Source organism: Caulobacter sp. Root1472 (assembly GCF_001426985.1).
In the GTDB taxonomy this organism is placed as follows: Bacteria; Pseudomonadota; Alphaproteobacteria; order Caulobacterales; family Caulobacteraceae; genus Caulobacter; species Caulobacter rhizosphaerae.
Map to the genome: position 1 here is coordinate 122,579 of NZ_LMFX01000004.1, position 15,227 is coordinate 137,805.

At 66.4% G+C, this 15,227-nt stretch carries 15 protein-coding genes and 3 pseudogenes; 8 read left to right on the plus strand and 10 right to left on the minus strand.

What is annotated here, in order from left to right; translation table 11 throughout:
* Window positions 1–88 precede the first annotated feature (88 nt).
* The 3 genes from ASD47_RS04885 to ASD47_RS04895 are packed head-to-tail and all read left to right on the plus strand — an operon-like array spanning window position 89 to window position 1,825.
* Window positions 89–688, plus strand: coding sequence for a DUF2975 domain-containing protein (locus ASD47_RS04885; protein WP_056752459.1), 600 nt, complete (start codon window positions 89–91; stop codon window positions 686–688).
* A complete protein-coding gene (locus ASD47_RS04890) occupies window positions 688–936 on the plus strand; it encodes a helix-turn-helix transcriptional regulator (protein WP_056752462.1) in 249 nt (82 codons plus the stop codon). The genes ASD47_RS04885 and ASD47_RS04890 overlap by 1 nt, the downstream gene beginning before the upstream one ends.
* Window positions 937–961: 25 nt before the next feature.
* Entirely contained in the window at window positions 962–1,825 is an 864-nt protein-coding gene (locus ASD47_RS04895; RefSeq protein ID WP_056752464.1) for an alpha/beta fold hydrolase, read from the plus strand.
* An 18-nt stretch (window positions 1,826–1,843) separates the two neighbouring features.
* Here ASD47_RS04895 and ASD47_RS04900 read toward each other — a convergent pair whose 3' ends face one another.
* Complete coding sequence (locus ASD47_RS04900) at window positions 1,844–2,824, minus strand: YafY family protein (RefSeq protein ID WP_056752465.1); 981 nt, start codon at window positions 2,822–2,824, stop codon at window positions 1,844–1,846.
* A gap of 95 nt (window positions 2,825–2,919) precedes the next feature.
* On the opposite strand from ASD47_RS04900, the gene ASD47_RS04905 reads away from it, so the two are divergent.
* The 5 genes and pseudogenes from ASD47_RS04905 (at window position 2,920) to ASD47_RS04915 (ending at window position 5,864) form a co-directional block, all read left to right on the plus strand.
* Window positions 2,920–3,264, plus strand: coding sequence for a hypothetical protein (locus tag ASD47_RS04905; protein WP_056752467.1), 345 nt, complete (start codon window positions 2,920–2,922; stop codon window positions 3,262–3,264).
* Between the two features lie 284 nt (window positions 3,265–3,548).
* The coding region (locus ASD47_RS27400; protein WP_235525764.1) for a flagellin at window positions 3,549–3,925 on the plus strand (377 nt) is incomplete at its 3' end.
* Between the two features lies 1 nt (window position 3,926).
* A pseudogene (locus tag ASD47_RS27405) lies at window positions 3,927–4,450 on the plus strand (flagellin); the annotation flags it as partial.
* A 1-nt stretch (window position 4,451) separates the two neighbouring features.
* Window positions 4,452–4,580 (plus strand): annotated as a pseudogene (locus ASD47_RS28105) (flagellin); the annotation flags it as partial.
* A gap of 368 nt (window positions 4,581–4,948) precedes the next feature.
* A pseudogene (locus ASD47_RS04915) lies at window positions 4,949–5,864 on the plus strand (flagellin).
* Between the two features lie 54 nt (window positions 5,865–5,918).
* Here ASD47_RS04915 and ASD47_RS04920 read toward each other — a convergent pair.
* The 9 genes from ASD47_RS04920 to ASD47_RS04960 form a co-directional block, all read right to left on the minus strand.
* The gene (locus ASD47_RS04920; RefSeq protein WP_056752470.1) at window positions 5,919–6,467 is read right to left on the minus strand and encodes a GNAT family N-acetyltransferase; all 549 of its coding nucleotides are present in this window, start codon (window positions 6,465–6,467) and stop codon (window positions 5,919–5,921) included.
* 241 nt (window positions 6,468–6,708) lie between these two features.
* Complete coding sequence (locus ASD47_RS04925; protein WP_056752474.1) at window positions 6,709–6,909, minus strand: hypothetical protein; 201 nt, start codon at window positions 6,907–6,909, stop codon at window positions 6,709–6,711.
* A 106-nt stretch (window positions 6,910–7,015) separates the two neighbouring features.
* Window positions 7,016–7,402, minus strand: coding sequence for a Rieske (2Fe-2S) protein (locus ASD47_RS04930; protein ID WP_056752477.1), 387 nt, complete (start codon window positions 7,400–7,402; stop codon window positions 7,016–7,018).
* Window positions 7,399–8,406, minus strand: coding sequence for a fumarylacetoacetate hydrolase family protein (locus ASD47_RS04935; RefSeq protein WP_056752479.1), 1,008 nt, complete (start codon window positions 8,404–8,406; stop codon window positions 7,399–7,401). The genes ASD47_RS04930 and ASD47_RS04935 overlap by 4 nt, the downstream gene beginning before the upstream one ends.
* A gap of 41 nt (window positions 8,407–8,447) precedes the next feature.
* Entirely contained in the window at window positions 8,448–9,737 is a 1,290-nt protein-coding gene (hmgA, locus tag ASD47_RS04940) for a homogentisate 1,2-dioxygenase (RefSeq protein WP_056752482.1), read from the minus strand.
* Between the two features lie 70 nt (window positions 9,738–9,807).
* Window positions 9,808–11,019, minus strand: a complete 1,212-nt coding sequence (locus ASD47_RS04945) for a glycosyltransferase family 2 protein (protein ID WP_082564464.1) — start codon at window positions 11,017–11,019, stop codon at window positions 9,808–9,810.
* Window positions 11,020–11,219: 200 nt separating this feature from the next.
* The gene (gene hppD, locus ASD47_RS04950; RefSeq protein WP_056752488.1) at window positions 11,220–12,281 is read right to left on the minus strand and encodes a 4-hydroxyphenylpyruvate dioxygenase; all 1,062 of its coding nucleotides are present in this window, start codon (window positions 12,279–12,281) and stop codon (window positions 11,220–11,222) included.
* Window positions 12,282–12,380: 99 nt separating this feature from the next.
* Window positions 12,381–13,502, minus strand: coding sequence for a histidinol-phosphate transaminase (locus ASD47_RS04955; RefSeq protein ID WP_056752490.1), 1,122 nt, complete (start codon window positions 13,500–13,502; stop codon window positions 12,381–12,383).
* A 1,089-nt stretch (window positions 13,503–14,591) separates the two neighbouring features.
* Window positions 14,592–15,077: a tetratricopeptide repeat protein gene (locus ASD47_RS04960; protein WP_056752492.1), complete on the minus strand. Its 486-nt coding sequence runs from the start codon at window positions 15,075–15,077 to the stop codon at window positions 14,592–14,594.
* Window positions 15,078–15,227: the final 150 nt, after the last annotated feature.

The window sequence follows — 15,227 nt, forward strand, 5'->3', positions numbered from 1 at the left end:
GCAAGCGTGCTCGCCGCGATCCGCGTTGAATAATTATCGTTTGACAGAAAGAAATTTCACGACGACCTTGGCGTCACGGGAGGACGTTATGAGCACCGTCATCAAACTCAAGCCGCGCGCCGAGACGATCGCCGCGCCGGAAACCGCCGCCCAGCGCCGCGTGCGCCAGGGCAGCTGCGCTCTGGCCTGGCTGTTCACCGGCCTGCTGGTCCTGTCGACGGCCATCCTCGTCACAGCCCTGGGCGCCATGCTGTTCTACAAGGGCGAGCTGGTCCGGATCGGGCCCGACAACTGCTACATCGGCGCCGGGCCGCCCAACTCCGTCGCCTTCGGCTCGCTGCCCCTGCCGCACCGGCTGATCTACTGCCTGGTCGGGATCGTGCGCGCGACGCCGATCATCATGCTGTTCTGGAGCCTGCGCGCGCTGTTCCGCCTCTACGCCCGAGGCCGGGTGTTCTCGCCCGAGAACGGCCGGAGCTTCAGCCGGATCGGCGGCTGGCTGTGCGCCTACGCCCTCTCACCCTTCGTCTGCCACCTGTTCCTCAGCGCCACGGGCTACGAGATCGACAGGAACTGGGCTCACATGGCCAGCGTCCAGGCCCTGGTGCTGGGCCTGCTGGTCTTCGTGATCGGCCAGGTCATGCGGGTGGGACGCGAGATCGAGGAAGACCGCGAGGCGTTCGTCTGATGCCGATCATCCTGCGTCTCGACGTCATGCTGGCCAGGCGCAAGGTGCGCTCCAACGTCCTGGCCCGCGCCATCGGCATCACCGAGGCCAATCTCTCGCTGCTGAAGTCCGGCAAGGTGAAGGGCATGAAGTTCGAGACCCTGGAGGCGATCTGCGCCTACCTGCAGTGCCAGCCGGGCGACATCCTTGAATACGCGCCGGAAGCCACGCCCGAACGCGAGCAAGACGAGTTCAAGCGCGCCGGCTGACGGCGCTTCACCCCCGGAGACCCCCATGAGACTGTTTTCGACGCCCGCCGCGGCGATCGCGGCCGGCTGCCTGCTGCTTTGCGGCGGCGGAGCGGCGGCCCAGGCCCAGACCTCGACCCGCGCCACCCTGGACATCGACGGCGGGACGCTGGCCTACGAGACCTGCGGCGTTGGCCCCAAGGCGATCGTCCTACTGCACGACGGCATCCTGCACTCGGCGGCCTTCGACGACGTCTGGCCAATCCTCTGCCAGCGCTTCCGGGTCGTCCGCTACGATCGCCGGGGCTATGGCGCCTCGTCTCCCGCCCCGGCGGCCTATGCTCCGGCCAAGGACCTGGAAGCCCTGATGAAGGCGGTCGGACTGGAGCACGCCACCTTCGTCGGCTCGTCGTCGGGCAGCGGGATCGCCGTCGACTACGCCCTGGCCCATCCCGAGGCCGTCGATCGCCTGGTGCTGGTCGGTCCCTGGGTCAGCGGCTTCGACGTCTCGCTCGGCTTCATCGCCCGCAGCCTGAACCTGGTCGCCAAGGTGAAGATGGGCGACCTGGAGGGCGCGGTGAAGGACCCCTACATCCTGACCAAGACCGCCGACGCCGAGCGCGCCCGGGTGGTGGCCTGGCTGAAGGCCAATCCCGGCAATCTGGGCGCCGGCGCGCGCGAGCGGCCGTTGGCCGTCGCCAAGCCGCGCCTGGGCGAGATCCAGGCGCCGACGTTGGTCCTGGTCGGAGAGGTCGACATCAAGGACGTGCAGGAACAGGCCAAGGCGCTGGAGACCCTGATGCCGCACGCCCGCAGGATAGTCGTGCCCGCCAGCGGCCACCTGATGTACGTCGAGCGCCCCGCGACCTTCGCCGAGATCGTCCGCGCCTTCGTCGAAGAGCAGCCCTGACCGCTCTGCGCTACGGCGTCAGCCCTCGTGCGCCTTCAGCGCCGTCTTCAGTTCCTCGACCATCATCTCGCGCAGCCCCGGCGGCGAGACGATCTCCACCGCGTCGCCCCAGGTGAATAGATGCCAGGACAGCTCCAGCATGCCGCTGGCCCGGAAGGCCACGGTGACCGAGCCGTCCGGGTCCTGGGTCACGACCTGGTTGGGATGGAAGCGCCAGCGCAGGGCGTCCTCGGCCCGGCTGGGGCCGATGCGCAGGACCACGTCCTCGATCTGGCCGTGGTAGATGCCAAAGCTCTCGTCGGCGAAGGCCTGCAGCGAGAAGTCGGCCGGCGGCGGCGCCGGCTCGTCCAGCGCCGCCACGGCCTGCATGCGATCCAGGCGGAAGGTTCGGGGCCTGGGGTCCCGGCCTTCGGTCGCCACCAGATAGTTGCTGTGGCCGAACAGGATGCCCAGGGGCGTGACCTTGCGGGTCCGGCCTGGCGCACTGCCGCCCTCGTAGCGGAACGACAAGGCCTGAAGGCCCTTCACGGCCGTGCGGATGGCGCTCAACACCTGCTCGCTCTCGAACGGGCGGGGGCCGGGATGGACGGCTATGGTTTCGGCCTGGACGAGGGCCTCGACGTCCGGAGCCACCTTGCGCCGCGCCGCGCCGCGCAGGGCCGACAGCAGCTTGCGCTCCAGAGCGTAGAGGGCCGCCGCCCGCCCCTCGGCCCCGCCGGCGGCGTAGCTGTCGGCGGCGGTGCGTAGGGCCGCCAGTTCCTCGGCGGTCGGGGTCTGGAACAGACTATCCAGACCTGACGGGATGCGGAAGCGCTTGGTCGGGGGATCCTCGATCGCCTCCATCTGCGGGAAGGCGGCCCAGACCGCGTCGCGCATCCGCTCGGCCGTGCGCCGGCCCACGCCCATGGCGCGGGCCATCTCGTCCAAGGTCAGGCCTTCGGACGATCCGGCCAGCATCCGGGCTAGGTCCAGCAGTCGGGTCGCCTTGTCGTGTCGCATGGCCGAATTTTATACGACCGTTTTTGACGCAGCACACCTTCAAAAGCGAGACTCAAGAACCCGCCGCACAGAACACCCGATCTGGAGCCCAGCCCATGACCCGTCTTCTCGCCCAGGATTGGCACGTCGCCCCCGTCAGCGCCGCCATGATCTCGGCCGTGCTCGACTTCGCCGACATCCATCGCGATCTCGGCGGTGGGCGCACCCTGATGCGGCTGAGCCCCGAGCGGGTGCTACGGCCCGACATCATCCTGCTGCTGGGCCGCGACGCCGAGCGCGCCGCCGACATCAGCCTGGTGTGGAACGATCGCGAGGACCAGATCGTGCGGATCATCGATGACGCGGCCCTGCGCGCCTCGCGACAGGCCGCCTGGGAAGAGGCCTTCGACCTTTTCGAGGCCGACGACCGCGACGTGGCGCCGCAGCGGCTGTGCGCCTGACGTCTGTCGGCGGACATTTGGCCGCAGGCGGCGGCGGCCGGCCTTCGGCCCGTGAGTTGCGGCAACCCAAGACGGCGGCTGGCTCAGGCCGTTATTGCGTCAAATCGACACACAACCCCAACCCGAAGAATATAACGCTGCAGATTTTTCCCACCCCGGCAGTTCTTCTCAAGCATGAAGTTCCGGGTTCATCCATTTTAAACAGGCAGCCGACATCCTGATCACGAGCAAAATGCTCTCGACCATCAAAATGACGTCGGACACCTTGAATAGGAATACGTCGGATGCCGCTGAATAGCGTCAATACCAACTCGGGCGCGATGATCGCCCTGCAGAACCTGAACAGCACCAACAGCGAACTTCAGGTCACGCAACAACGCATCAATACCGGCAAGAAGATCAGCAGCGCCAAGGACAACGGTGCGATCTGGGCCACCGCCAAGGTGCAGTCCTCGACCGCCAGCTCGCTGAACGCGGTGAAGGACTCGCTGCAACGCGGCCAGTCGACCATCGACGTGGCCCTGGCCGCGGGCGACACGGTCACCGACCTGCTGGGCAAGATGAAGGAAAAGGCCCTGGCCGCTTCCGACACCTCGCTGAACACCGCTTCGTTCAACGCCCTGAAGTCGGACTTCGACAGCCTGCGCGACCAGATCACCAANGGCAAGATGAAGGAAAAGGCCCTGGCCGCTTCCGACACCTCGCTGAACACCGCTTCGTTCAACGCCCTGAAGTCGGACTTCGACAGCCTGCGCGACCAGATCACCAAAGCCGTCACCAACGCCAAGTTCAACGGCGTCTCGATCGCCGACGGCTCGACCACCAAGCTGGCCTTCCTGGCCAACTCGGACGGCACGCAGTTCACGGTCAACGCCAAGACCCTGTCGCTGGCCGGCCTGGGCCTGACGGCCACCTCGTCGTTCACGACGGCCGCCGCGGCCAAGACGATGATCGCCACGGTCTCGACCGCCATGGGCACGGCGACCAACAAGCTAGCCTCGCTGGGCACCAGCTCGACCGGCCTGGACACCCACCTGACCTTCGTCGGCAAGCTGCAGGACAGCCTCGACGCCGGCGTGGGCAATCTGGTCGACGCCGACCTGGCCAAGGAAAGCGCCAAGCTGCAATCGCTGCAGACCAAGCAGCAGCTGGGCGTGCAGGCGCTGTCGATCGCCAACCAGTCGACNCTGGTCGACGCCGACCTGGCCAAGGAAAGCGCCAAGCTGCAATCGCTGCAGACCAAGCAGCAGCTGGGCGTGCAGGCGCTGTCGATCGCCAACCAGTCGACCCAGTCTGTCCTCAGCCTGTTCCGCTAAGCGGTTCGGACTTCGAGTTCAGCATCTTGAGGGCGGGTCCATCGGACCCGCCCTTTTCTTTTGTCCGGTCCGGCAAGACTCGCCGCCCGAGCGACGCGCCGCAGCGACAGGGTGTTTTCAGGAACAGTCGGACCGCCGACAGAGTCGACGCAAAATCAAGAACCGACGGCAGGACTCTCGGTCAAATGAACTCGATTCAGGGTCACGACTTTCGCCGAATCGAAATGACTAACGAGGCATTATCCACCCCGCGAAATTAGCTGCGACACTTTTACTTTATCGAAAGCACGACCGTGGATGCTGGCGATGAGCAAAATGCTCCCGGCTGTCAAAATGACGTCGGACACCTTGAATGGGAAATCGCCGAAATGGCTCTGAACAGCATCAATACGAACTCGGGCGCGATGATCGCCCTGCAAAACCTGAACAGCACCAACGCCGAACTTCAGGTCACGCAGCAGCGCATCAACACCGGCAAGAAGGTCGGCAACGCCAAGGACAACGGCGCGATCTGGGCTATCGCCAAGACGCAGTCCTCGACCGCCAGCTCGATGAACGCCGTGAAGGACTCGCTCCAGCGCGGCCAATCGACCATCGACGTGGCCCTGGCCGCGGGCGACACGGTCACCGACTTGCTGGGCAAGATGAAGGAAAAGGCCCTGGCCGCTTCCGACACCTCGCTGAACACCGCTTCGTTCAACGCCCTGAAGTCGGACTTCGACAGCCTGCGCGGGCAAGATGAAGGAAAAGGCCCTGGCCGCTTCCGACACCTCGCTGAACACCGCTTCGTTCAACGCCCTGAAGTCGGACTTCGACAGCCTGCGCGACCAGATCACCAAGGCCGTCACCAACGCCAAGTTCAACGGCGTCTCGATCGCCGACGGTTCGACCACCAAGCTGGCCTTCCTGGCCAACTCGGACGGTTCGCAGTTCACCGTCAACGCCAAGACCCTGTCGCTGGCCGGCCTGGGTCTGACGGCGACGTCGTCGTTCACGACGGCCGCCGCGGCCAAGACGATGATCACCACCGTCAGCAACGCCCTGGGCACGGCGACCAACAAGCTGGCCTCGCTGGGCACCAGCTCGACCGGCCTGGACACCCACCTGACCTTCGTCGGCAAGCTGCAAGACAGCCTCGACGCGGGCGTGGGCAACCTGGTCGACGCCGACCTGGCCAAGGAAAGCGCCAAGCTGCAGTCGCTGCAAACCAAGCAGCAGTTGGGCATCCAGGCGCTGTCGATCGCGAACCAGTCTTCGTCGTCGATCCTCAGCCTGTTCCGCTAAGACCAGCGTACCGAGTAGCGTAAGAAAGGGCGGGTCCTAGGACCCGCCCTTTTTCTATCGGGAAACGGCGCCCGCCAGCGCCTTGCCCATCCGCACCAGCGGCACCTCGACCCCGCGGGACGTCGGCGCGGTAAACCGCTCGATCTCCCGATAGCCGCAGGCGCGGTACAGGGGCTCGCCGGCGAGCGTTCCGGCCAGTTCGCAGCGGACGAACCCCTCCCCGGCCGCCGCGGCCTCGCAGGCCTCCAGGATCAGCCGGCCCACGCCTTTGCGGACATGGTCGGGATGGGTGTACATCGCCCGCACCCGAGCCGCATCGCGCGCCGGGTCCAGCAGGGCCGCGTCGCGTCCCGTCGAATGATCGCCGCCAAACAGCGTGGCCCGCCGGCTCCAGCCGCCGCAACCGGCAAGCGCTCCGTCGTCCTCGACCACGAAATAGGTCCCGTCTGCGACCAGCTGGCTGTCCAGCCCCATGATGTCGAACGAGGCCGCCACCGCGTCCGGCGTCAGGAAGGGCCTGAGCAGTTCGCCGATGGACGCGTTCATCAACGTGCGCAGCTCCGGCAGGTCCTCGGGAACGGCGAGGCGGAGGGTCAGGCTCACGGGCGTCTCCGTCTGAATCGGACCGAGTCTGACGGCCCGCGAAGCCCGCGCCAAGGCGGTTCGGCCGACACGGCGACGGTTTTCAGCTCTGCCTGAAAAAAATTCTATGACAACGTTGTCACGAAAGCAATCTTCCGCTATAGAGGTTTCAGCCCTTCTGGGCGTTTCCTCCTATGCGACTTCGGCCGTCTTCTCTCCTGTGGAAGGCGGCCTTTCTTTTGCCTGTCGCCTGGCCCGAAGCTCAGAGCCGGCGGCCAATCCGAGCCAGGCTACCGACCGCCCCGGCGGCGAACAGGCCGCTGCGCCAGGCGCTCTCGCGGTCCGGCGCCTCGCCGCTGGCGGCGACCCTGGCGTCGAAATCCATCACCTGCCAAGTCCAGGCGTCGTTGCCCGCGTGGATGACCACGGCGTAGTCGTTCATCTGCACCTGGGCGAAAGGCATCGGTCGGCTCCCTGTTCCGTCGGAGCAGACTAGGGGCGCGCCGTCCTGTGATCGTGGCGCGGGTTTCCACGGACGGGAGAGACGGCATGGAGTTTCCGTGCAGGCCTCAGGCCGTGACGATCCGCCCGTCCTCCACCCGCACCGGCCAGGGCGACAGCCGCGCCCCGACGCAAGGCCCGCCGACGCAGACGCCTGTCTCCGGCTGGAACAGCGCCCCGTGCCAGGAGCAGGCGATCAGTTGGCCGTCGTCGGTCAGGTAGCGGTCCAGCACCTGGGCCAGCGGCAGGCCGGCGTGCGGGCAGCGGTCGACATAGCCGAACGCCGCCTCGCCCCGGCGCACCACGAAGCCGTGAAAGCGCTTGTCGCCGATCTGCAGCACATAGTTTCGCGCCCCCGGATCGGCGATCTGGTCGAGCGGACCCAGGGTCACGCCGGCCGGCGTGACCCAGACCCGCCCGACGGACTCGGCTTCGGGCGCGGCCCCTTGGCTCAAATGCGCTCGACCGTCTGCTCGATGGCGCCGAAGATCGAGTGTCCCTTGGCGTCGCGCATCTCGATGCGGATCGTGTCGTCGCCCATCAGGAACGGCGTCTTGGGCGCGCCGCCCAGGATGGTCTCGACCGTGCGCAGTTCGGCCAGGCACGAATAGCCCACGCCGCCCTCGGCGATCGGCTTGCCGGGCCCGCCATCGGGGCCGCGGTTGCTGACGGTGCCCGACCCGACGATGGTGCCGGCCGCCAGGGCGCGGGTCTTGGCGGCGTGGGCCACCAGGGTCCCGAAATCGAAGGTCATGTCGACCCCGGCGTCGGCCTTGCCGAAGTCCTCGCCGTTCAGGGTGACCAGCAGCTCGCCGTGCAGCTTCCCGTCCTTCCAGGCGTCGCCCAGCAGGGCCGGCGTCACCGCCACCGGCGAGAAGGCGCTGGCCGGCTTGGACTGGACGAAGCCGAAGCCCTTGGCCAGTTCGTCCGGGATCAGGTTGCGCAGGGAAACGTCGTTGACCAGCATGACCAGGCTGATGGCTTCCAGGGCTTCCTCGCGGGTCGCCCCCAGCGGCACGTCGCCGACGATCACCGCCACCTCGCCCTCCAGGTCGCAGCCCCAGGCGGAGTTGGCCAGGGGGATGGTGTCGCGCGGCCCCAGGAAGCCGTCCGAGGCGCCCTGGTACATCAGCGGATCGGTCCAGAAGCTCTCCGGCATCTCCGCCCCGCGGGCCTGCCGCACCAGCTGCACGTGGTTCACATAGGCGCTGCCGTCGATCCACTGGTAGGCTCGGGGCAAGGGGCTGGCGGCCTCGTGCTCGTGGAAGCGCTCCTGGGGCACGCCGCCATGCTCGAGGCTTTCGGCCAGGGCCTTCAGCATCGGCTGGCAGCGCTCCCAGTCGTCGAGGGCGGCTTGCAGGGTCGGCGCGATCGTTCCGGCGTCGGTGAACCAGGCCAGGTCGTTGGAGACCACCACCAGCCGGCCGTCGCGGCCGCCCTTCAGGGACGCAAGCTTCATGGGCGCTTCCTCTTTGCTTCGTTGTTGGGCCGACCGGCGTCCTAGGGCAGCTTGGCCTTCGGAAAGCCGGTCCAGCAGGCGTCATAGTCGGCCTGAAGCGCGGAAGTCTCCAGCGCGAACTTCGTCGGCCGGATCACCCAGCGGCTTTCGAACATGAAGGCCAGGGTCCCGTCGATCTTGTGCGGCGCAAGCTCGGCCTGCGTCGCGCCCGTGTGGCTGGCGACGTCGGGCCCGTGGTCGCTCATCATGTTGTGCAGGCTGGCCCCGCCCGGCGAGAAACCGCCGGCCTTGGCGTCGTAGGCGCCGGTGACCAGCCCCATGAACTCGCTCATCACGTTGCGATGGAACCAGGGCGGGCGGAAGGTGTGTTCGGCCACCATCCAGCGCGGCGGGAAGATCACGAAGTCGACATTGGCCGTGCCCGGAATCTCGCTGGGCGCGGTCAGCACGGTGAAGATCGACGGGTCCGGGTGGTCGAAGCTGACCGTGTTGATCGTGTTGAACCGCGCCAGGTCGTACTTGTAGGGCGCGAGATTCCCGTGCCAGGCCACCACGTCCAGCGGGCTGTGGTCCCAGGTTCCCAGCCACAGGCCGCCCTGGAACTTCTGGATCACCTCGGTTGGGCGCTCCAGGTCCTCGAAGGCGGCGACGGGGGTCAGGAAGTCGCGGCTGTTGGCCAGGCCGTTCGAGCCGATCGGCCCCAGCTCCGGCAGGCGGAAGGCCGCGCCGTAGGTCTCGCAGACATAGCCCCGCGCCGGACCGTCCAGCTCGACGCGGAACCGCACGCCCCGGGGAATGACCACGATCTCGCCCGGCGCGACGTCGATGCGGCCGAACTCGGTGACGAAGCGCAGGGCCCCTTGCTGGGGCACGACCAGCAACTCGCCATCGGCGTTCTGGAACACCCGGTCGATCATCGAGCGGTTGGCCAGGTAGAGGTGCGCGGCCATGCCGATCTGGGTCGCCACGTCGCCGTTGCCGCCGATCGTCACCAGGCCGTCGACGAAATCGACCGGTTCGGCCGGAACGTCCATCGGGTCCCAGCGCAGGCGGTTGGGCGTCGGCGCGGCGGCGTCGAACGGGCTGCTCTTCAGCCGGTCCTGGACATAGGGCGCGTAAGGCCCGTGGCCGGCGCTGGGCCGCAGGCGATAAAGCCAGCTCCTGCGGTTCTCGTGGCGTGGCGCGGTGAAGGCCGTGCCCGACAGCTGCTCGGCATAGAGGCCGAACGGCGGCTTCTGCGGCGAGTTCTGGCCGACCGGCAGCGCGCCGGGAACCGCCTCGCTGGAGAGGTGATTGCCGAATCCGGATTGGTATTGGAGCGCGTCGGTCATGCGGACCTCAAAAACTGCCTTACCACCGCTCATCTCCGTGCAATAAAACTACGGCCGAGCACAGCACGTTTCAGTCGAAACTACCCGCCACATCGGAGGCCATCTGTCGCGCGTCGTTGATATTGTTCTGCATGAACCGTATCGCCGCCTCCGCCCGCTCGATCAACTCGGCTTCCTCTTGCGAATAGGTCCGCCCAGCCGGCGTGGTCCAGGTGCGATGGTTGGCGACAAGCGTCTCATAGTGCCCGAACGCGGTGGCGATCTTGCGATAGACTTCATGGATCTCCGCCAAGGTCTCGGCGCGATCCGGCCGCCACTTCGAACTGATCTGATGCAGTACGGCCCACTCCGCGTCGGCAATCTCCATGCCGGTCGCCATGCAGCGCCACAGGTTCTGCAAGGTGTTGTCGACGAAGGTTATCCTGCGGCTCTCCGGCCCCAGCAGCAGCCGCCGGCCGGATATCTGCTCGAGCAGGCCTGGATCCAGCCCCGTGCGATCCACCACCTCTTGAACGAGCGCCGGGAGCGAGGTCGCCAAGCTATGGAAGTTGGACCTGTGCACGGAGAAATCGTCCGCATCGAACCGATGCAAGACCACCGCCTTCGAGAGATAGAAGGTTGGCTGCCCGTAAAACACTTCCAGGTAATAGGGCAGCTGCGCATAGCGACAGAGCGAACCTAGATATGACTCGACATCAAAGGCTTTAGCCAGCTCGGTGTCATAGACCTGGGACGTGAAAAAGCTAAGTTGGTCGAATCCAAATACCTTCAGAAAATCAACAAAGGTATCGAACCGCATATCAGGCAGGTTGTGTCGAGTCGCCGTCAGGCATTTGCTGAGGCTGATGTCCCAGACCTGCCGGTTGATGGTCAGGAAACTGGGCTGATCGTTCTCCAGGACCTCCAGGACGGCTTTCAGTCCTCCCGGGGCCAGGACGTCATCATCCCCGAACACCCACGTCCATCGGCCTCTCGCGCGATGAGGCGCTATGGCGACCTGGTACATGCCGCCGTAGTTTTCGGCGTGTATGTAGTAATTGACCGATGGGTAGGTCTCGCTCAGCCGCTGCAAGGCCGCGTGGGTTTCCGGACCCGACGCGTTGTCCGAGATGATGATCTCCACCTTGCCGGCAAGTTCGCCGTCGATCTGGTCCGCCACGCTGGAGACCGCCAGGGTCAATTCCGCCGGGCGCTTCCAGGTCGGAAAAACCACGGTCAGGACAGGGATCTGATCGAGAGGCCGAACCAATGTTCCAGCAAGGGGGCGGTCGTATCGGGACATAAAACCTTCTCGGACAAGGGGCTGCTCCACCCAACGCACGGGGTGGAGAGGCTCAGCACCATTTCTGACGGACTTTGTCCCTTAGAATGATGGGGATTCGGGCCCCGTAACATGGCCTTTGACGATCGTTGTCCATCTTGCCGCGAACGCCGGGATGGGGGGAGGAAAGTTAGCGCCCTCCCCCACCGAACCGAAAGCCTTCAAGCCTCGACCGTGATCACGCCGCGGCGGATCTGGTCCAGTTCGATGCTCTCGAACAGGGCCTGGAAGTTGCCGTTGCCGAAGCCCTGGTTGCCCTTGCGCTGGATGATCTCGAAGAAGATCGGGCCAAACAGGTTCTCGGTGAAGATCTGCAGCAGCAGGCCTTCCTCGCCGACCTTGCCGTCCAGCAGGATGCGGTTCTTCCTCAGGCGTTCCAGGTCCTCGCCGTGGCCGGGCACGCGCTTGTCGACCAGCTCGTAATAGGTCTCGATGGTGTCCTGCAGCCGCACGCCCCGGGCCCGCAGGCGCTCGACCGTGTCGTAGATGTCGTCGGTGGTCAGGGCCAGGTGCTGGATGCCCTCGCCGTTGTACTGGCGGATGAACTCCTCGATCTGGCTCTGGTCGTCCTGACTCTCGTTGAGCGGGATGCGGATGGCCTTGTCGGGAGCGATCATCGCCTGGCTGAACAGGCCCGTGGCCTGGCCCTTGATGTCGAAATACTTCTGCTCCTCGAAGCCGAAGACGTCGCGATAGAAGGTCGACCAGGTGCGCATCTGGCCGCGCTTGACGTTGTGGGTCAGGTGGTCGAGCAGGTCGAGACCGACCGAGTTGGCCGCCTCGGCCTCGGCCGCGCCGGGGACCGGCGTCCAGCTGGAAAACACCGCGTCCGGACCGGCCACCAGGTACAGCATCGAGCCGCCGATGCCTTCCAGCACCCGCGCGCCGTCGCCCAGCACGGTCAGGCTCGCGTCGGCCGCCACGGCGCCGCGCTTCAGGGCCTCGGCATAGGCCTGGTCGACGTCGGCGACGGTGAAGGCCATGCCATTGGCCGAGGGGCCGTGGGCGGCGCGGAACTCGGCGACCTGGCCGGTCGGCTCGTCATTGACCAGCAGGTTGATGCGGCCCTGCTTGTAGCGGGTCACGGCCTTGGTCGGATGGGTCGAGGCGGGCACAAAGCCCATCTGCTCGAACAGCGCCTTCATGGCGGCGGGTTCGGGGCTGGTGAACTCGACGAAGGCGAAGCCGTCGAGGCCCAGGGGGTTTTCGGTCGTGATCGTCATGGGATGGCTCCAGCGAAGCGATCGTGATGGAAAGGTGGTGCGCCCTCGTCCTTCGACAAGCTCAGGACGAGGGCGAATGTGGCGACGGCGCGATCTCCGTCACACGGCCAGGGCCGCCGGCAGGGCGGCGATCAGGCGGTCGTTGTCGGCGGGACGGCCGATGGTGATCCGCACCCAGCCGCCGGGCACGGGCGTGGGACGGATGATCAGCCCTTCGCGCAGCAAACGCGCGGCGGTGGCTTCGGCGCCGGCCGGGCTGCGCAGGAAGACGAAGTTGCCGGCGCTGTCGGTGCGTTGGACGCCCAGGGCGTCCAGCGCCGCCTCGACGCGGCCGCGCTCGGCGATGGTCAGGGCCACAGTGCGCTCCAGGTGCTCGACGTCGTCCCAGGCGGCCAGGGCGGCGGCCTGGCTGACGGCGGTGACGTTGAACGGCGGGCGGATGCGGTCCAGGTAGCCGACCAGTTCGGCCGACGAGCAGATTCCGTAGCCCACTCGCAGGCCGGCCAGGCCATAGGCCTTGGAGAAGGTCCGCGCCGCGACCCAGGTTCCGCCCCAGGCTTTCAGCAGGGCCAGGGTGTCGAAGGCCTCGTGGTACTCTCGATAGGCCTCGTCGATGAAGACCACGGTCGAGCGCGGGGTGACGGCCAGGATCTCGGCCAGGTCGACGCCGCTGGTCGCATTGCCGGTCGGGTTGTTGGGCGTGCACAGCACCAGCAGCTTGGGCCCCTTGGCCGCCTCCAGCTTGAACGCCTCGACGTCGAGGTCGAAGCTTTGGAGACGCGGCACGTCGATCAGGCTGGCCTCGGCGCAGCGGCCGAAGATCTCGTAGGCCGGAAAGGTCGGCGAGGACAGCAGGATGCTGTCGCCAGGATGCAGCACCGCGCGGAACAGGTAGTCGATCAGGGCCTCGGAGCCCGGGGTCATGACGATCCGGGCCGGATCCACCGCCAGCCGCGCGCCGATCGCGGCGCGCAGGGTCTCGCAATAGGGGTCGGGATAGATCTCGGGGCTGGCTAGGGCCTCTTGCACCGCCGCCGCGACCTTGGGGCTGGCGCCCAGCAGGTTCTCGTTGCTGGCCAGCTTGGACAGGTCGGCGCGTCCGGCCAGGCGTCCCGCCTCCGCCAGGGTCATGCCGGCCTTGTAGGCGCCCACGCCCTCCAGCGCCGGACGCACCGGCGAGACCAGGGCGGGCGACAGGGACTTTTGATCGACAACCAGCATGCGCCGCGCTCCGGAAAAGGGTACGGCGGCAGGATAGGGCCTTGATCGCGGCGAGTTGTGGCGATGATGACCATGAACCATCTACAGCTGGTCATATTATGCCATTTATTCCCCACAAATCGCCTTCCTGAGACCGGTATCCATCGGTTGGCGTCCCGGACCTGGCGAAACGAAGATCCGGGACCGCCGGAAGGGCCGAGTTCACGCGTCGGTCCCGGATCGGCGCGCTGCGCGCTTGTCCGGGATGACAGCGTAGGGACGCACGAGGGCGCCCTTCCGCCGGTTTGAGCCGGCGGGGTCGGGAGGCGGCGGAGCGCTCCGGGCCATGCCCGGAATAGAGTTTGTAGGAACACCGTTTCGGCCTGGGCCGGAGCGCTCCGCGCGGCCGGTGGACGAGAGCCTTCGGATCGCGGATTTTTAACCCGCTCCGATGGAGGCCCCCGGCGGGCGGAAGGTCGGCAAACCCTCCGGACCGCGCGGGCGATTTCAGCCCGCGCCTGGTGCGTTTCGCCGTCCGGCCTTGAGGGGGAGTTCCCGCCGTCCGGTCCGGCCCGCCCGAAACCCCATCCGAGGCCCCCACGTTCCGCCGACCGACCCGAAGGGCCCTTCGACACCGGCCGACGGACGCTTCCCGCTCGACCGCCCCGCACCGCCCGTCAGGTCGCCAGCTGGACGGCCTCCCCAGCGGTGGGGCAGCTCTGATTATGGGGGCGGTCTGGAGGGTGGGGATAGGTTTGGGTCGAGAAAGTTCAGGCCGTTGAAATCTCTTAACTTAATTCCCTATCCGCCGAGTGGATAGCGCCCCGAACGCCCTTCCCTCCCCTTCATGCGGAGGGTGGCCCTGGCAGCGCCAGGGTCGGGTGGGGCTCGCTGACTCAGCTGTCAAAGCCCCGTCCAACACCCTGCACCGATCCCCCACCCGACCCGCTAAGCGGGCCCCCCCTCCCCGCAGGGGGAGGCAAAGCGGCATTTGCCGCCCTCGCCCCTGACGTCATCCACCAAGGCTTTAAGGCGTGGCCCATCCGACGAGCGGATGAGTTCCAAAAAGCTGACGTTTCGATAGTCCGAGAAGGGTGGTGAGCAGCCGTTTTAGATTAGGCGAGGTTTCAACATCTCGACAAGGGCGAGCGCCTCGTCGCGCTCGTACTCCGTTATGTAGATGGAGCCTTCTGCAATCGCGAGTGCCCGTACAGCTAACTGAATATCTTTCCGAACACCTAAGCCGTCGAGATAACATTTCGCCAAATCAAGCTGGGCGCTCCCATCGCCATTCCTGGCTGCCCTCTGATACCAACGGAACATCTCACGATACCGCCCCACCTCGTGGTAGAGGATCGCTATATTTTGAGCCGCCACCACCGAACCATTTCGACGCCAGGCACGCTGATAGAGTGCCATCGCGAGGTCCTTATCGACCTCAACTCCGACGCCCACGTCGTATAAGTAGGCCAATCGCGTAAGGCATTCAGGCGACCCGAGCGCCGCACCACGTTCGAACGAGCGTAGCGCCAAGCCAAAGTCGCCGGCTTCCTCAGCGGCGTCGCCAATCCGAAACAAAGCGTCGGTATCCACCATGAAGTGCGTTCTGCCATGGCCGCGGCGCTGGGCCAAACGTCCGCTAAGGGGCGAGGCTGTGTAAAAACCCTCTAACCGCTGCGCCCCTGCGAGAGAGCATGAGCGTGGCGCGAGGCCGGCGTCAGGCCTGGATCGCCTTCATCAGCGGTC

What these genes read in the sequence shown, in the direction of transcription:
- hppD (WP_056752488.1), bottom strand. Translation starts at nt 12,281, where the DNA reads ATGACGATCACGACCGAAAACCCCCTGGGCCTCGACGGCTTCGCCTTC.
- ASD47_RS04925 (WP_056752474.1), bottom strand. Translation starts at nt 6,909, where the DNA reads ATGCCTTTCGCCCAGGTGCAGATGAACGACTACGCCGTGGTCATCCAC.
- ASD47_RS04885 (WP_056752459.1), top strand. Translation starts at nt 89, where the DNA reads ATGAGCACCGTCATCAAACTCAAGCCGCGCGCCGAGACGATCGCCGCG.
- ASD47_RS04960 (WP_056752492.1), bottom strand. Translation starts at nt 15,077, where the DNA reads ATGGTGGATACCGACGCTTTGTTTCGGATTGGCGACGCCGCTGAGGAA.
- ASD47_RS04905 (WP_056752467.1), top strand. Translation starts at nt 2,920, where the DNA reads ATGACCCGTCTTCTCGCCCAGGATTGGCACGTCGCCCCCGTCAGCGCC.
- ASD47_RS04945 (WP_082564464.1), bottom strand. Translation starts at nt 11,019, where the DNA reads ATGTCCCGATACGACCGCCCCCTTGCTGGAACATTGGTTCGGCCTCTC.
- hmgA (WP_056752482.1), bottom strand. Translation starts at nt 9,737, where the DNA reads ATGACCGACGCGCTCCAATACCAATCCGGATTCGGCAATCACCTCTCC.
- ASD47_RS04890 (WP_056752462.1), top strand. Translation starts at nt 688, where the DNA reads ATGCCGATCATCCTGCGTCTCGACGTCATGCTGGCCAGGCGCAAGGTG.
- ASD47_RS04955 (WP_056752490.1), bottom strand. Translation starts at nt 13,502, where the DNA reads ATGCTGGTTGTCGATCAAAAGTCCCTGTCGCCCGCCCTGGTCTCGCCG.
- ASD47_RS04935 (WP_056752479.1), bottom strand. Translation starts at nt 8,406, where the DNA reads ATGAAGCTTGCGTCCCTGAAGGGCGGCCGCGACGGCCGGCTGGTGGTG.
- ASD47_RS04900 (WP_056752465.1), bottom strand. Translation starts at nt 2,824, where the DNA reads ATGCGACACGACAAGGCGACCCGACTGCTGGACCTAGCCCGGATGCTG.
- ASD47_RS04895 (WP_056752464.1), top strand. Translation starts at nt 962, where the DNA reads ATGAGACTGTTTTCGACGCCCGCCGCGGCGATCGCGGCCGGCTGCCTG.